Raw genomic sequence first — 14,623 nt, 5'->3', positions numbered from 1 at the left:
CGTGAAAGGACGGCGCCGAAACTGTGCTCAGTACAGCTTCTTGGGCAGCTGCATGCTGCGCACGCGCTTGTAGTGGCGCTTGACGGCGGCGGCCTTCTTGCGCTTGCGCTCGGCGGTGGGCTTCTCGTAGAACTCGCGGGCGCGCAGGTCGGTCAGCAGGCCCAGCTTTTCGATGGTGCGCTTGAAGCGGCGCAGGGCAACGTCAAAAGGTTCGTTTTCTTTAACGCGAATGGTGGTCATTAGCTAATGTGTTTCCAAAATGTGCCCACAGAGGGTTCCCAGGAAGATCGGGCCTGGGTGCCATGTGCGGCGGGTTCCCCGTCTTCTAACTAGTATCCGGCCGACGGGGTATTGCCAGCAAAGCCAAGCATTATAGGCTTACAGAGATTGTTGGCAAGGATTCCGTGGCATCCTGCGCACTGCGGAAATCCCTGATACCTTTACAGGGACAGTCCATCGGTTTGCCGAATTGGCAAAAGATTCATACGATATGAACATTTAAGACAGGCCGCAGCCATGACCTCTGAAACCGTCAACCTGGGCGCGCCGGATGCCGGCGCCGATGCCCAGTCCGTCCAGCAGGCCCCCGCGCTGGAGCAGGCCCTTGCACGCCCCTATCAGCATGGCTTCGTGACCGACATCGAGTCCGACAGCCTGCCGCCGGGCCTGAACGAGGACACGATACGCGCCATCTCGCGCAAGAAGAAGGAGCCCGAGTTCCTGCTCAACTGGCGCCTGGCGGCCTTGAAGCGCTGGCAGGCCATGGAGCTGCCCGACTGGGCGCGGCTGAAGATCGCGCCCATAGACTTCCAGGCGCTGTCCTACTACTCGGCACCGAAGTCCATGAAGGAAAAGCCCAAGAGCTTGGACGAGGTCGATCCGAAGCTGCTCGAGACCTACGAAAAGCTCGGCGTGCCGCTGCACGAGCGCGCGGCGCTCGCCGGCGTGGCCGTGGATGCGGTGTTCGACTCGGTCTCGGTGGGCACGACGTTCCGCAAGCAGCTGGCCGACGTGGGCGTGATCTTCTGCTCGTTCTCGCACGCGGTGCAGAACCACCCCGAGCTGGTCGAAAAATACCTGGGCACGGTGGTGCCGCAGGGCGACAACTTCTACGCCGCGCTCAACTCGGCGGTGTTCTCGGATGGCTCCTTCGTCTACATCCCCAAGGGTGTGCGCTGCCCCATGGAGCTGTCCTCGTACTTCCGCATCAACGCGCAGAACACTGGCCAGTTCGAGCGCACCCTGATCATTGCCGACGAGGGCAGCCAGGTCAGCTACCTCGAGGGCTGCACCGCGCCGCAGCGCGACGAGAACCAGCTGCACGCGGCCGTGGTCGAGCTCATCGCGCATGACGATGCCTTCATCAAGTACTCCACCGTGCAGAACTGGTACCCCGGTGACGAGAACGGTGTGGGCGGCATCTACAACTTCGTGACCAAGCGCGGTCTGGCCGCGGGCAGACGATCGCGCATCGCGTGGACGCAGATCGAGACCGGCTCGGCGATCACCTGGAAGTACCCGAGCGTGGTGCTGCGCGGCGACGAGTCCAATGGCGAGTTCCACTCGATCGCCGTGTCCAACCACTGGCAGCAGGCGGACACGGGCACGAAGATGATCCACCTGGGCAAGAACACCACCAGCCGCATCGTCTCCAAGGGCATCAGCGCGGGCCATGCGCAGAACAGCTACCGTGGCCTGGTGCGCGTCAATCCCGGTGCCGAGGGCGCGCGCAACCACACGCAGTGCGATTCGCTGCTCATAGGCAGCCATTGCGGCGCCCACACCTTCCCCTATGTGGACACGGCGCGCGCCGACGCCGTGGTCGAGCATGAGGCGACGACCACGCGCATCTCCGAGGAGCGGCTGTTCTACTGCGAGCAGCGCGGCATCGACGCGCAGGAGGCCACGGCGCTGATCGTCGGCGGCTTCTGCCAGGCCGTGCTCGAGGAGCTGCCCATGGAGTTCGCGCTCGAGGCCAAGGCCTTGCTCGCCGTGTCGCTCGAAGGCGCGGTCGGCTGATACCGAAATTTGAATAAAAAGCGGCTCCAGCGCTCATCTGGAAAGCGCGGTAAGCTATCAAAAATATAGGAACCCACATGACCCAACCCACCCCTTTGCTGCAAGTGCGCGACCTGCGCGTTCAAGTTGGCGAGCGCACCGTGCTGCACTCGGTATCGCTCGATGTGCAGCCCGGCCAGCTCGTCGTGCTCATGGGCGCCAATGGCAGCGGCAAGAGCACGCTGGGCATGGCGCTGGCGGGCCACCCGCATTACCAGGTGCTGGGCGGGCAGGCGCTGCTCGCCGGCCAGGACCTGCTGCAGCTGCCCGCGCATGAGCGCGCGCGCGCCGGGCTGTTCCTGTCCTTCCAGTCGCCGCCCGATGTGCCGGGCGTGAAGAACAACTTCTTCATCCGCACGGCACTGAACGCCATGCACGAGGCGCGCGGCCAGGAGCCGCTCGACGCCTTCGACTTCCTCTCGAGCGCCAAGAAGGCAGCCAAGGAGCTGGGCCTGCCCGAGGCCATGCTGAACCGACCGGTCAACGAGGGCTTCTCGGGCGGTGAGAGAAAGCGCAACGAGCTCCTGCAGCTGTCGCTGCTCAAGCCCCGCCTTGCCATGCTCGACGAGATCGACTCGGGCATGGACGTGGACGGCGTGCGCGCCGTCGTCGCCCTGGTGCAGAAGCTGCGCGCAAGCGGCACGGCCTTCATCGTCGTCTCGCACTATCTGCAGATGATCGAGCAGCTCGAGCCCGATACCGTGCTGCGCCTGGATCAGGGCTGCATCGCCGAGACCGGCGACCTCGAGCTCGCGCGCGGCATCGCACGCACGGGCTTTGCGCGCGCGCGCCAGACCGTGGAGGCCTGAGGCCATGGACAGCGCAAGAGCCGACATCCTCGCCGCGCGCCAGCACCTGGAGCAGCAGGGCTGGATCGCACGCCACAGCGAAGCCTTCCACCACCTGCCGCCGCCCGCGCTCGCACAGTGGCTGGGCGCGCAGCACGAGCAGGGCTGCGAGGCCCCGGCCCTCGACGGCTCGGGCTGGACGCTGCACCCCATACACAACCAGTTCGGCAACCACGCCTCCAGCGGCATCCACGCGCGCTGGCTCGATGCACTCGCCCCGGCCGAGCGCGCCGAGCTCTTCGCCGGCCTGCCGCTGCCCGGCGACGGCGAGGCCGCGCCCTTTGCCTGGGCGCACCGCGCGCTGTGCCGCCTGGGTCTGCGCCTGCGCATCAGCGCCACGCCCGGGCGCGAGCGCGAACCCGTCTGGCTCGAACTGCGCCACCTGCCGCGCGCCCAGGCCGAGGCGCCGCTGCTCGTGGTCGACGTGGACCCCGGCGTGCAATGCGTGCTCCTGGAAACCCATGAGCGCGAGGCCGGCGCCTGCCACCAGCAGGTCGCGCAGAACCTGCACGCCCATGTGCGCCTGGGCGCGGGCGCCACGATGCAGCACCTGCGCATCGTCCGTCCCGCGGCGGCCGACAGCGTGGCCCACCATGTGCATGTCAGCGTGGCCGCGGGCGCGCAATATGCCCAGGCCCTGGTCGCCACCAGCGGCGGCTACCACCTGCAGCGCAACCACATCACGCTGCAGGGCACGGGGGCACAGGCGCGCAGCTGCGCGCTGCTGCTCGCGGGCGCCGACAAGCTGGACCAGCAGTCCTACACCCGCATCGAGGCCGCGCATGGCGTAAGCAGCGTGCAGACCCTCGCGCTGGCCCAGGGCAGGGCGCATGTGGTGGCCAACGCCCACACCTGGATTGCGCCGGGCGCCGACGAGGCCGACGTGCACCAGCGCCTCACGGGCGTGCCGCTCGCGGGCAACCCGCGCCTGATCCTGCGCCCGCACCTGGAGATCCTGCACGACAACGTGCAGGCCGCGCATGGCGCCACCTGGGGCGCGCTGCCCGAGGAGGCGCTGTTCTACGCGCGCCAGCGCGGCCTGGACGAGGCCAGCGCGCGCGCCCTCATCATCGAGGGCATGGCGCGCGCGCTGCTCGAGCGCTGCCTGGGCTCTGAGGACAACGGCCTGCTGGCCCAGTGGCTGCGCGCCGGCTGGCTCACGCGCGCCGTCGCGGCGCAGCTGCAGGGCGAGGCGGAGGTGCACCATGGCTGAAGTGCTCTCCGTGGCCGATCTGCGCACGCAGTTCCCCATACTCGCCCAGAGCGTGCATGGCCAGCCGCTGGCCTATCTGGACAACGCGGCCACCACGCAGACGCCACTGGCCGTGCAGCAGGCGCTGCAGCGCTTCGAGCAGCATGACCGCGCCAACATCCACCGCGGCGTGCATACGCTGAGCCAGCGCGCCACCGACGCGTTCGAGGCCGCGCGTGTCGAGCTCAAGCGCTTCGTCGGCGCGGGCCGCGCGCACGAGTTCGTCTTCACGAGCGGCACGACCGAGGCCCTCAACATCGTCGCCCAGGGCCTGTGGGCCGCGGGGGCGCCCAAGGCCTGGCTGCGCGCGGGCGACCGCATCATCGTCAGCGGCCTGGAGCACCACGCCAACCTCGTGCCCTGGCAGCAGGCCGCGCGCATGACGGGCGCCGAGCTTGTCGTGCTGCGGCCCGACGCCCAGGGCCGTGTGCATGTGCGGGACCTGGAGGCCCTGCTCACGCCCGCCACGCGCGTGCTGGCCATCACCGCCTGCGCCAACGCCACGGGCGAACGCCCGCCGTACGAGCAGATGCTGAGCCTGGCGCGCGCCGCCGGCGCGCTGACGGTGCTGGACGCCGCCCAGGCCGTGGGCCACGAGATGCCGGCGATCGCCGACCTGGACTGCGACTTCATGGCCTTCTCGGGCCACAAGATCTATGGCCCCATGGGCACGGGCGCCTTGGTAGGCAAGCGCGAGGCGCTACAACTTCTGTATCCGCTGCGCCTGGGCGGCGACATGGTCGACTGGGTCAGCTATGAGGAGGCCGGCTGGGCCCCGCTGCCCGCGCGCCTGGAGGGCGGCACGCCCAACGTCGCCGGCGCCGTGGGGCTGGCGGCGGCCGCGCGCTTCATCGACAGCGTGGGGCGCGGCGCCATCGACGCGCACCTGCACGCGCTGCGTGCGCAGGCCGTGGCGGGGCTGTCGGCGATCGACGGCGTCACCGTGCTCGCGCCGCATGCCACGCAGGCCTCGCTCGTGTCCTTCGTGGCGCGCGACGTGCATCCGCACGACATCGGCACGCTGCTTGACGAGCGCGGCATTGCCGTGCGCACGGGCCACCACTGCGCCCAGCCGCTGCACGACCACCTGGGCCTGGGGCCGACCACGCGCGCCTCGTTCGCCCTGTACAACACCGCCGAGGAGGTCGACCGTCTGGTCGCCGCCGTGGCCCATGCCGTGAAGGTTTTTCAATGAGCAGTGCCGAGAACGACCTGTACCAGGAAGTGGTGCTGGAGCACAAGCGCGCGCCGCGCAACTTCGGCCACCTGGCCGCGCCCACGCACCAGGCACAGGGCACCAACCCCTCCTGCGGCGACCGCATCGCGGTGGAACTGCAGCTCGACGGTGACCGTGTGGCCGACATCCGCTTCACTGGCCAGGGCTGCGCCATCTGCATGGCGTCCACGTCCATGATGACCGAGGCCGTCAAGGGCCGCGACCTGGCCGTGGCGCAGGAGCTGCAGCAGCATTTCCGCGCCGTGCTCACGGGCGAGGAAGACCCCGAGGAGGCGCCGCTGGGCAAGCTCGTGAGCCTGTCGGGCGTGCGCCAGTACCCGAGCCGCATCAAATGCGCGCTGCTCGGCTGGCACGCGCTCATGCACGCCATTGCCGACAACGACGGCCAGCCCGTGTCGACCGAGGAGGGCCAGCCATGATGAACCGCCGCCACCGCGAGGACGTGCTGGTGCGCCGCAACGTCATGGTCGAGACCATCCCGAGCGGCCAGCCCGTGGAGCTCGAGCAGGGCATGCTGGCCCAGATCACGCAGGCGCTGGGCTCGTCGTTCACGCTGCTCGTCGAGGGCCAGCTCATGCGCCTCAAGGGCCAGGACGCCGACGCCATCGGCAAGCAGCCGCCCGAGACCGTCGCCGTGCCCGAGGACCTGCACATCGACGACCTGGAGCCGCTCATCTGGGACACGCTGCGCACCTGCTACGACCCCGAGATCCCGGTCAACATCGTCGATCTGGGACTGGTCTACCGCCTGGACTTCTCGCCGTCGGACGAGGCCGACAAGGTGCGCGTGGTCATCGACATGACGCTCACCGCCCCGGGCTGCGGCATGGGCGAGTCGATCGCCAACGAGGTCTGCGACAAGGTGCTGGCCCTGCCGCGCGTGGCCGACATCACCGTGAACCTGGTGTTCGACCCGCCCTGGGATCGCTCCATGATGAGCGAGGAGGCGCAGCTCGCGCTCGGGCTGTAGGGCTCAACCCTGCGCCAGCGCCTGGGCGCAGGCCGCGGCGCTGGCCCAGGCCCACTGGAAGTTGTAGCCGCCGAGCCAGCCCGTGATGTCAACCACCTCGCCGATGAAGTACAGGCCCGGCTGGGCCTTGGCCTCCATGGTCTGCTGCGACAGCGCGCGCGTGTCCACGCCGCCGAGCGTGACCTCGGCCTTCTTGTAGCCTTCGGTGCCCATGGGCGTGAGCTGCCATTGCGCCAGGCGCTCGGCCAGGCGCGCCAGGGCCTTGTCGCTGGCCTCGTTGATGGGGCGCTGCCAGTCGGCATCGGTGCTGGCCCAGGCCTCGGCCAGGCGGCTGGGCACGAGGGTGGCGAGCTCGTTGGCGATGCGCCTTCTCGACCGTGCCTTGGCCTCGCGCAGCGCCTCGGCCAGGTCCACGCCCGGCGCCAGATTGATGGTGAGCGGCTGTCCGGCCTGCCAGTAGCTCGAGATCTGCAGCACGGCCGGGCCCGACAGGCCGCGGTGGGTGAACAGCAGATCCTCGTGGAAGGCCATGCGCTCCTTCTTCGCGCCGGTGCTGATCTCCACCGGCAGCGCCAGGCCCGCCAGATGCGCATAGGGCGCCCAGTCCGCGCCGTCGAAGGTCAGTGGCACCAGGCCCGGGCGCTGCGCCACGAGCGGCAGGCCGAACTGGCGCGCGAGCCGGTAGCCCAGGTCGCTCGCGCCGATCTTGGGGATGGACAGGCCGCCCGTGGCAATGACCAGGCTGCGCGCCTGCACCGGGCCACGGTCGGTATCGATTTGATAGCTGCCAGCGATTGCCTGCTCTGCGCTGGAGGCCAAAAACGCCACATTCTTCACGCCGCAGGGCTGCCAGCGCTGCACGCCGCCGTCGGCGCATTCGGCGAGCAGCATGGCGATGATGTCCTCGGCCGAATCGTCGGCGAACAGTTGGCCCTTGTGCTTCTCGTGAAAGGCGATGCCGTGGCGCTGCACCAGCGCGATGAAGTCCTGCGGCGTGTAGCGCGACAGGGCCGAGCGGCAGAACTGCGGGTTCTGCCCCACGAAGTGCCGGTGCGGCGCGCGCACGTCGAGGTCGCGGTTGGTGAAGTTGCAGCGCCCGCCGCCCGAGATGCGGATCTTCTCCGCCACCTTGTCGGCATGGTCTATGAGCAGCACCTTGAGCCCGCGCTGGCCCGCCCGCGCGGCGCAGAACAGGCCGGCGGCGCCGGCGCCGATGATGACGGCGTCAAAAAAGGGTGTGGACATGGGGCGGTGCGTGCAGGCAAAGCCCGCCATTGTCGCCGCGTCGCGGCCTGCCAGTTTCTACAATGTTCCGCATGAACCTGCCCGCGCACCAACTCAGCATGACCGTGCTCATGTCGCCCGACATGGCCAACTTCTCCGGCAACGTCCACGGCGGCGCCATCCTCAAGCTGCTCGACCAGGTCGCCTATGCCTGCGCCAGCCGCTACTCGGGCTGCTATGTGGTGACGCTCAGCGTCGATCAGGTGATGTTTCTGCAGCCCATCCATGTGGGCGAGCTCGTCACCTTTCTGGCCAGCGTCAACCACACGGGCAAGTCGTCGATGGAGATAGGCATCAAGGTCGTGGCCGAGAACATCCGCAGCCAGGTGGTGCGGCATGTGAACAGCTGCTTCTTCTCGATGGTGGCGGTGGACGACGCGGGCAAGCCCACGCCCGTGCCGCCGCACACGCCCCAGGGCCACGACGAGCGCCGCCGCTGGGAGGCCGCCGTGCTGCGCAAGTCGCTGCGCCGCGAGCAGGCCGAGCGCTTCGAGCAGATCCGCCAGGCGGCACAGGCCAGCGCGGGGGCGTAAACGGATCCTGTCCCTGCGCTTGCCCCCAGATTTCCAGCAACGCAAGGGCTTCCCCACCTTTGCACGCATTACCTCTCCCTGAGATGGCTTCACCACTTTTTTGCGAGCGCCTCCGGCGCGAAGAGTCTCTACTTCTCAGCACGCTGGATTTGTGGGGGGGATTACCGCGCTTGTGGCTATTGCTCGTGCGTCACTTCGGTGCCATGCGGATGGCGCCGTCGAGGCGGATCACCTCGCCGTTGAGCATGTCGTTCTCGAAGATGTGGCGCACCAGCCGGGCATAGTCCTCGGGGCGGCCCAGGCGGCTGGGGAAGGGGACGCTGGCGGCCAGCGCGTCCTGCACCTCCTGGGGCATGCCGAACAGCATAGGGGTGCCGAAGATGCCCGGGGCGATGGTCATGTTGCGGATGCCGCTCTTGGCCAGGTCGCGCGCAATCGGCAGAGTCATGCCAACCACGCCACCCTTCGATGCCGAATAGGCGGCCTGACCGATCTGCCCATCGTATGCGGCCACGCTGGCCGTGGAGATGAGCACGCCGCGCTCGCCCGTGGCCTCGGGCTCGTTGCGGCTCATGGCCTCGGCCGCGAGGCGGATCATGTTGAACGTGCCCACGAGGTTCACGGCAATCGTCTTGCTGAAGCTGGCCAGCGCATGGGCGCCGCTTTTGCCCACGGTCTTCTCCGCGGGGGCGATGCCGGCGCAGTTGACGAGGCCCATGAGCTTGCCCATGGACAGGGCCTGGGCGACGACGGCCTGGCCGTCGGCCTCGCTGCTCACGTCGCAGCGCACGAAGGCGCCGCCGATCTCCCTGGCCAGTGTCTCGCCCTTGTCGGCCTGCATGTCGGCGATCACGACCTTGCCGCCTGCTGCGGCCAGCATGCGCGCCGTGCCTTCGCCCAGGCCCGAGGCGCCGCCCGTGACGATGAATACCTTGCCCTTGATCTCCATTCGCTGTCTCCTGTGGGTAACGTTGACGTAAACGTCAATTATGGCGGCGATGGGTCGCGTCGCGCAAAAGAAAACCCGGCCGGGGCCGGGTTGTGCAAGGGGGAGGGCCGCCGGATCAGCGGAAGCCGACGCGGTCGAGCATCTGCTGCACCTTGGTGGAGTTGGCGCCCACGGCGCCGATGGGAATGGTCTCGCTCTTGAACGGCTTGCCGCCGGTCATGGCCGTGAGGGCCGGGTTCTCGAGCACGACGCCCTTGGCCGCGGGCCACTCATTGTTGGCGTTGGCAAAGTAGTTCTGTGCCTCGGGGCTGGCCAGGTATTCCAGGAACTTGATGGCGTTGGCCTCATGCTTGGTGTGGCGTGCCACGGCGCCGCCGGCGATGTTCAGGTGCGTGCCCCAGGACTGTTGGTTGGGGAAGACCACACCGACCTTTTCCACGACGGCCTTGTCGGCGGGCTTGTCCGAGCGCATCAGGCGCGCCAGGTAGTAGCTGTTGCTGACCGCGATGTCGCATTCACCGGCCGCCACGGCCTTGATCTGATCGGTGTCACCGCCCTTGGGCCAGCGGGCCATGTTGTCGACCATGCCCTTGAGCCATTGCTCGGTCTTCTGCTCGCCCATGTGCTCCATGACGGCGCCGAACAGGCTCAGGTTGTAGGGGTGCGAGCCGGAGCGGATGCAGAGCTTCTCCTTGTTCTTGGGGGCGCCCAGTTCCTCGTAGGTGTCCACGTCCTCGCGGTTGACGCGGGCCTTGTTGTAGACGATGACGCGGGCCCGGGTGGACAGGCCGAACCACGAAATGCCGCCATCGGCCGTGGGCGTGGCGCGCAGGTTGGCCGGGATCGCGTCCTCGAGCACCTTGGAGCGCACCGGCAGGAACAGGCCATCGACCTCGCCGCGATACAGGCGTGCGGCATCGACGAGCAGGATCACGTCGGCCGGCGATGCAGAACCTTCGGCCTTCAGACGCGCCATGATGCCGGCGTCGTCGGAGTCCACGCGCTGGACCTTGATGCCCGTGGCCTTGGTGAAGCCGCTGTACAGGGCCTCGTCCGTGGGGTAGTGGCGTGCCGAATACAGGTTGATGACTTGCTCCTGTGCGCTGGCAATGCCTGCGGCTGCCAGGATGCCGATGGCCAGCAGGGATTTCACGGTTTTGGACATGAGGGTCGAATCTTTCTCGAAGTAGGCGACAGGGCGATGATAAGGCAAACGAGAATCGTTCTTAAATGTGCGGCGCGGCGCAAGGGGAATCCTGCGGACGCAAAAAAAAGGCCCAGTCTGCGACTGGGCCCTAAGGGATCCATGAAACGCGGAGTTTCGGAGGGATCCAAGGAGACAACTGGTGGGACTTGCCATCAGTGACGACAAGTCCGATGGATCAATTATAGGTGAAAACCCTTATCAACGCTTGCGGGCGGCAACGTCCACGGTCTTGGCGGCGTTGGTGGCCGAGCTGGTGACGGCGTTGAAGTTGGCTTCAGCCACGTCGCTGGCTTGCTTCACGGCCTTTTGCACGGACTCGAAAGCGTTGTTGGCGGCGGAGACGGCGCTCTTGAAGACGGCGACCGTGGTTTCGGAACCGGCAGGAGCGCTCTTGGCGGCGGTGTCCACCAGATTGCTGAAGTTGCGCTGTGCTTCGGCGGCCTGGGCTTCGAAGGCCTTGCTGAACTCGGCGCCGGTGCCCGAGGCGATCTCGTACACATGACGGCTGTAGGCGGCGGCCTTCTCGACCATGGGCTGGAACAGACCGGCTTGCAGGGCCAGCAGCTCTTGTGCGTCCTTGACGGACAGCACGGCCTGGGCGTGGGTGGCGGCCTCGGTCAGGGCGGCGCGCGAGGCGGCAACGTTCAGTTGAACGAACTTTTCCACGCCTTCGAAGGCCTTGTTGCCCAGACCGAACAGGGTCTCGACGTTAGCCTTGTGGGAAGCCAGGATTTGCTCGGGGGTCATCGTCATTTCATTACTCCAGTTGAATGCCCTGAAAGGGCGGGTTAAGAGATCTGCTCTGACTGACTCCTGAGTCATGTTGCAGTGCAGCATGGAGCGAATTTTAGGGATGTCTGCGCGATATGCAAGTCTTTTTTGTTGCGTTGCAACATTTTTAGGGCCGACACCCAAAAAAGGCACTGGCGCATCGGGGCGCGATGCTCTTGGCGCCTGCTGGCACAATGGCCGCCCCATGAGCGCCCACAGCAATTCCCCTCAGTCTCAGGCCTCGGCCGCAGCCGATCCGCGCCATCGTCCCGCGCCATTGCCCAGGCAGGCCTACCGCGTGTTCCGCACGCTCTCGACGCGCTGGATGGACAACGACATCTATGGGCATGTGAACAACGTCGTGTACTACAGCTGGTTCGACACGGCCGTGAACGCCTATCTGATTGAGCAGGGGGCGCTGGACATCCACGGCGGCGCAACCATCGGGCTCGTCGTGGAGACGCAGTGCAACTACTTTGCGCCGCTGGCGTTTCCGCAGCGCATCGATGTCGGGCTGCGCGTGGCGCGGCTGGGCGGCAGCAGCGTGCGCTACGAGGTCGGCATCTTTGCCGAGGGGCAGGAGATGAGCGCGGCCTGCGGTCATTTCGTCCATGTCTATGTCGGGCGCGAGGATCGCCGTCCATGCGCCCTGCCGCAGCGCCTGCGCGAGGTGCTGGCGCCGCTGTGCGTTGCGTCATAGGGCAACGCGGCGACTGGGGGATTGCCGGCTGAGCCAGAATCCCCACCGAGACATTTGCCCATCAGACCCCGGCGATGGCCCGTCGCCGATCCTCCGCGCCGGCCATGGCGCGCGCATCCATGATCATCACCAGCCTGCTCGACACCGACCTGTACAAGTTCACCATGATGCAGGTCGTGCTGCACCAGTTCCCGGGGGCGCAGGTCGAGTACCGCTTCAAGTGCCGCAACCCGGGCGTGCAGCTTGCACCCTATGTGGACGAGATCCGCAGCGAGATCCGGGCGCTGTGCACGCTGCAGTTCCGGGAGGCCGAGCTGGCCTACCTGCGCTCGCTGCGCTTCATCAAGAGTGATTTCGTCGACTTCCTCGGGCTGTTCAGGCTCAACGAGAAGTACATACGCGTGACGGCGCTGCCCTCGGGCGAGATCGACATCACCATCACCGGGCCCTGGTTGCACACCATATTGTTCGAGATCCCGGTGCTGGCCATCGTCAACGAGGTCTACTTTCGCAACCGGCAGAAGGTGGCGAACCTGGCCGAGGGCAGGGCGCGTCTGGCCGCCAAGATCGCGCAGCTGCAGGGCGATGGACTGGAGAGCCTGAAGATCGCTGACTACGGCACGCGTCGGCGCTTCTCGCGTGCCTGGCACGAGGAGCTGCTGCGCGAGCTGTGCACGCGCCTGGGCACGGACGATCGCCACAACGGCAGGGCGGGCCAGCTCGCGGGCACCAGCAATGTGCTCTACGCGATGAACCTGGGCCTCACGCCGCTGGGCACCATGGCGCACGAGTATCTGCAGGCCTGCCAGTCGCTCGGGCCGCGGCTGCGCGACACCCAGGTGTTCGGCTTCGAGATGTGGGCCAAGGAATACCGCGGCGACCTTGGTATTGCGCTGTCGGACGTCTACGGCATGAACGCCTTTCTGCGCGACTTCGACCTGTACTTCTGCAAGCTGTTCGACGGCGCGCGCCATGACAGCGGCGACCCGTTCGCCTGGGGGGAGCGACTGCTGCAGCATTACCGCGACAAGCGCGTCGATCCGCTGACCAAGACGCTGATCTTCAGCGACGCGCTCACCGTGCCGCGCATCATCGAGCTGTACCGGCGCTTTCATGGCCGCTGCCAGCTGGCCTTCGGCATCGGCACGAACCTGACCAACGACCTGGGCTACGAGCCGCTGCAGATCGTCATCAAGATGACGCGCTGCAACGGCCAGCCCGTGGCCAAGCTTTCGGACGCGCCCGGCAAGAACATGTGCGACGACGAGAAATACCTGGCCTATCTGCGCCAGGTATTCGACATTCCCAGTCCCACCTGATGGCTGGCGCCGATGCCCGGTGCCGGCCCGAAGAAGAACCCAGAGAAAAGCCAAGGAGTGACCGCATTCATGAAGCCCTTTCGTACCCCCGCCTTCATCGCCCTCGGGCTGATGCCGGCCCTGGCCGCTGCGGCGGACATCGATGGCAGCCAGCTCTCGGTACTCTGGGGCGTGCCGTTCGCGGGCATTCTGCTGTCGATCGCGCTGCTTCCGCTGCTGGCGCCGATGTTCTGGCACCACCATTTCGGCAAGGTGGCGGCGGCCTGGGCACTGGCCTTTCTGCTGCCGTTTGCCGTTGTGTATGGGCCGGGCGCGGCGGCGGCGGGCTTTGTGCATGCGCTGGTGGCCGAATACATCCCGTTCGTGATCCTGCTCACGGCGCTGTTCACGGTGGCCGGCGGCATCTACATTCGCGGCAACCTGCATGGCAGCCCCGCGCTCAACGTGGGCATCCTGGCCGTGGGGGCGGTGCTGGCCAGCTTCATGGGCACGACGGGCGCGTCCATGCTGCTCATCCGCCCCTTGATTCGCGCCAACGACAACCGCAAACACGTGGCCCATGTCGTGGTGTTCTTCATCTTCATCGTCTCCAACGCGGGCGGCTCGCTCACGCCGCTGGGCGATCCGCCGCTCTTCCTCGGCTTTCTCAAGGGCGTGGACTTCTTCTGGACCCTGAGCCACATCTTCCCCGAGACGCTGTTCCTCGTGGGCGTGCTGCTCGTGCTGTTCTATGTGCTCGACAGCTGGTTTTTCCGCCAGGCCGGGGAGCTGTCGCGCCGCGATCCCACGCCCGACTCGCAGCCCCAGGCGCTGGGCTTTGACGGCAAGATCAACTTCGCGCTGCTGCTGGCCGTGGTGGCGCTGGTGCTGATGAGCGGCGTCTGGAAGTCCGAGCGGCAATGGGACATTGCCGGCACCCCCGTGGGCCTGCCCGGACTGGTGCGCGACCTGGGCCTGATCGCAGTGACGCTGGCCTCGCTCGCGCTCACGCCGCGCCAGGTGCATGCGGACAACCAGTTCGGCTGGGGCCCGATGCAGGAGGTGGCCAAGCTGTTCGCGGGCATCTTCCTGACCATCATTCCGGTCATCGCCATGCTCAAGGCCGGTGTGAACGGGCCGTTCGGCGCCATCGTGTCCGCCGTCACGCGGCCCGATGGCACGCCCGAGCCGGCCATGTACTTCTGGGCCAGCGGCCTGCTCAGCTCGTTCCTGGACAACGCGCCCACCTATCTGGTGTTCTTCAACACCGCGGGCGGCGACCCGGCGGTGCTGATGACCACCCATGCGGCGACGCTGGCGGCGATCTCGGCCGGCGCGGTGTTCATGGGCGCCAATACCTACATCGGCAATGCGCCCAACCTCATGGTCAAGGCCATTGCCGAGGACCGCGGCGTGAAGATGCCGAGCTTCTTCGGCTACATGCTCTGGTCGTTCGGCATCCTCGTGCCGCTGTTCATCATCATGACCTTCATCTGGCTGCGCTGACAGCCCGGGA

15 protein-coding genes are annotated in these 14,623 nt (G+C 67.1%); 10 read left to right on the top strand and 5 right to left on the bottom strand.

Annotated features, from left to right (window positions below; translation table 11 throughout):
* Nucleotides 1-27 precede the first annotated feature (27 nt).
* On the bottom strand, nt 28-240 hold the full coding sequence (gene rpsU, locus ABUE11_RS10715) for a 30S ribosomal protein S21 (protein WP_007833691.1): 213 nt from the start codon (nt 238-240) through the stop codon (nt 28-30).
* A gap of 276 nt (nt 241-516) precedes the next feature.
* Between rpsU and sufB the strand changes: the two genes are divergently transcribed.
* From sufB to sufT, 6 genes are all read left to right on the top strand, one after another.
* Nucleotides 517-2,019, top strand: a complete 1,503-nt coding sequence (gene sufB / locus ABUE11_RS10710; RefSeq protein ID WP_367065311.1) for a Fe-S cluster assembly protein SufB — start codon at nt 517-519, stop codon at nt 2,017-2,019.
* Nucleotides 2,020-2,096: 77 nt separating this feature from the next.
* Nucleotides 2,097-2,867 (top strand): Fe-S cluster assembly ATPase SufC, encoded by a 771-nt coding sequence (sufC, locus tag ABUE11_RS10705; RefSeq protein ID WP_367065310.1) that lies wholly within the window; start codon nt 2,097-2,099, stop codon nt 2,865-2,867.
* Nucleotides 2,868-2,871: 4 nt separating this feature from the next.
* A complete protein-coding gene (locus tag ABUE11_RS10700; RefSeq protein WP_367065309.1) occupies nt 2,872-4,119 on the top strand; it encodes a SufD family Fe-S cluster assembly protein in 1,248 nt (415 codons plus the stop codon).
* Nucleotides 4,112-5,353: a SufS family cysteine desulfurase gene (locus ABUE11_RS10695; RefSeq protein WP_367065308.1), complete on the top strand. Its 1,242-nt coding sequence runs from the start codon at nt 4,112-4,114 to the stop codon at nt 5,351-5,353. The genes ABUE11_RS10700 and ABUE11_RS10695 overlap by 8 nt, the downstream gene beginning before the upstream one ends.
* Entirely contained in the window at nt 5,350-5,814 is a 465-nt protein-coding gene (gene sufU, locus ABUE11_RS10690; RefSeq protein WP_367065307.1) for a Fe-S cluster assembly sulfur transfer protein SufU, read from the top strand. The genes ABUE11_RS10695 and sufU overlap by 4 nt, the downstream gene beginning before the upstream one ends.
* A complete protein-coding gene (gene sufT / locus ABUE11_RS10685; RefSeq protein ID WP_367065306.1) occupies nt 5,811-6,365 on the top strand; it encodes a putative Fe-S cluster assembly protein SufT in 555 nt (184 codons plus the stop codon). The genes sufU and sufT overlap by 4 nt, the downstream gene beginning before the upstream one ends.
* 3 nt (nt 6,366-6,368) lie before the next feature.
* On the opposite strand, the gene ABUE11_RS10680 is transcribed toward sufT, so the two are convergent.
* Nucleotides 6,369-7,610, bottom strand: coding sequence for an NAD(P)/FAD-dependent oxidoreductase (locus ABUE11_RS10680; RefSeq protein ID WP_367065305.1), 1,242 nt, complete (start codon nt 7,608-7,610; stop codon nt 6,369-6,371).
* Between the two features lie 71 nt (nt 7,611-7,681).
* Between ABUE11_RS10680 and ABUE11_RS10675 the strand changes: the two genes are divergently transcribed.
* Nucleotides 7,682-8,182 carry an acyl-CoA thioesterase gene (locus ABUE11_RS10675; RefSeq protein ID WP_367065304.1) on the top strand — a complete coding sequence of 167 codons (501 nt, stop codon included), beginning with the start codon at nt 7,682-7,684 and terminating at the stop codon, nt 8,180-8,182.
* Nucleotides 8,183-8,372: 190 nt separating this feature from the next.
* Here the strand turns inward: ABUE11_RS10675 and ABUE11_RS10670 are convergent, their stop codons facing one another.
* From ABUE11_RS10670 to ABUE11_RS10660, 3 genes are all read right to left on the bottom strand, one after another.
* Nucleotides 8,373-9,131, bottom strand: a complete 759-nt coding sequence (locus ABUE11_RS10670) for a 3-hydroxyacyl-CoA dehydrogenase (RefSeq protein WP_367065303.1) — start codon at nt 9,129-9,131, stop codon at nt 8,373-8,375.
* Between the two features lie 115 nt (nt 9,132-9,246).
* Complete coding sequence (locus ABUE11_RS10665; protein WP_367065302.1) at nt 9,247-10,296, bottom strand: extracellular solute-binding protein; 1,050 nt, start codon at nt 10,294-10,296, stop codon at nt 9,247-9,249.
* A gap of 240 nt (nt 10,297-10,536) precedes the next feature.
* A complete protein-coding gene (locus ABUE11_RS10660) occupies nt 10,537-11,091 on the bottom strand; it encodes a phasin family protein (protein WP_367065301.1) in 555 nt (184 codons plus the stop codon).
* A 223-nt stretch (nt 11,092-11,314) separates the two neighbouring features.
* On the opposite strand from ABUE11_RS10660, the gene ABUE11_RS10655 reads away from it, so the two are divergent.
* The 3 genes from ABUE11_RS10655 (at nt 11,315) to ABUE11_RS10645 (ending at nt 14,613) form a co-directional block, all read left to right on the top strand.
* Nucleotides 11,315-11,809 (top strand): thioesterase family protein, encoded by a 495-nt coding sequence (locus ABUE11_RS10655; protein ID WP_367065300.1) that lies wholly within the window; start codon nt 11,315-11,317, stop codon nt 11,807-11,809.
* A 119-nt stretch (nt 11,810-11,928) separates the two neighbouring features.
* Entirely contained in the window at nt 11,929-13,128 is a 1,200-nt protein-coding gene (pncB, locus tag ABUE11_RS10650; protein ID WP_367065299.1) for a nicotinate phosphoribosyltransferase, read from the top strand.
* Between the two features lie 69 nt (nt 13,129-13,197).
* Nucleotides 13,198-14,613, top strand: a complete 1,416-nt coding sequence (locus tag ABUE11_RS10645) for a sodium:proton antiporter (RefSeq protein WP_367065298.1) — start codon at nt 13,198-13,200, stop codon at nt 14,611-14,613.
* The last annotated feature ends 10 nt before the right edge of the window (nt 14,614-14,623 follow it).

The sequence above is a fragment of the Oryzisolibacter sp. LB2S genome, from assembly GCF_040732315.1.
Lineage (GTDB): Bacteria > Pseudomonadota > Gammaproteobacteria > Burkholderiales > Burkholderiaceae_C > Alicycliphilus > Alicycliphilus soli.
This window is presented reverse-complemented; position numbering and strand designations above follow the sequence as displayed.

Excerpts from the sequence above, each read along its gene's own strand:
- rpsU (WP_007833691.1), bottom strand. The coding sequence starts at position 240 with ATGACCACCATTCGCGTTAAAGAAAACGAACCTTTTGACGTTGCCCTG.
- sufB (WP_367065311.1), top strand. The coding sequence starts at position 517 with ATGACCTCTGAAACCGTCAACCTGGGCGCGCCGGATGCCGGCGCCGAT.
- sufC (WP_367065310.1), top strand. The coding sequence starts at position 2,097 with ATGACCCAACCCACCCCTTTGCTGCAAGTGCGCGACCTGCGCGTTCAA.
- ABUE11_RS10700 (WP_367065309.1), top strand. The coding sequence starts at position 2,872 with ATGGACAGCGCAAGAGCCGACATCCTCGCCGCGCGCCAGCACCTGGAG.
- ABUE11_RS10695 (WP_367065308.1), top strand. The coding sequence starts at position 4,112 with ATGGCTGAAGTGCTCTCCGTGGCCGATCTGCGCACGCAGTTCCCCATA.
- sufU (WP_367065307.1), top strand. The coding sequence starts at position 5,350 with ATGAGCAGTGCCGAGAACGACCTGTACCAGGAAGTGGTGCTGGAGCAC.
- sufT (WP_367065306.1), top strand. The coding sequence starts at position 5,811 with ATGATGAACCGCCGCCACCGCGAGGACGTGCTGGTGCGCCGCAACGTC.
- ABUE11_RS10680 (WP_367065305.1), bottom strand. The coding sequence starts at position 7,610 with ATGTCCACACCCTTTTTTGACGCCGTCATCATCGGCGCCGGCGCCGCC.
- ABUE11_RS10675 (WP_367065304.1), top strand. The coding sequence starts at position 7,682 with ATGAACCTGCCCGCGCACCAACTCAGCATGACCGTGCTCATGTCGCCC.
- ABUE11_RS10670 (WP_367065303.1), bottom strand. The coding sequence starts at position 9,131 with ATGGAGATCAAGGGCAAGGTATTCATCGTCACGGGCGGCGCCTCGGGC.
- ABUE11_RS10665 (WP_367065302.1), bottom strand. The coding sequence starts at position 10,296 with ATGTCCAAAACCGTGAAATCCCTGCTGGCCATCGGCATCCTGGCAGCC.
- ABUE11_RS10660 (WP_367065301.1), bottom strand. The coding sequence starts at position 11,091 with ATGACGATGACCCCCGAGCAAATCCTGGCTTCCCACAAGGCTAACGTC.
- ABUE11_RS10655 (WP_367065300.1), top strand. The coding sequence starts at position 11,315 with ATGAGCGCCCACAGCAATTCCCCTCAGTCTCAGGCCTCGGCCGCAGCC.
- pncB (WP_367065299.1), top strand. The coding sequence starts at position 11,929 with ATGATCATCACCAGCCTGCTCGACACCGACCTGTACAAGTTCACCATG.
- ABUE11_RS10645 (WP_367065298.1), top strand. The coding sequence starts at position 13,198 with ATGAAGCCCTTTCGTACCCCCGCCTTCATCGCCCTCGGGCTGATGCCG.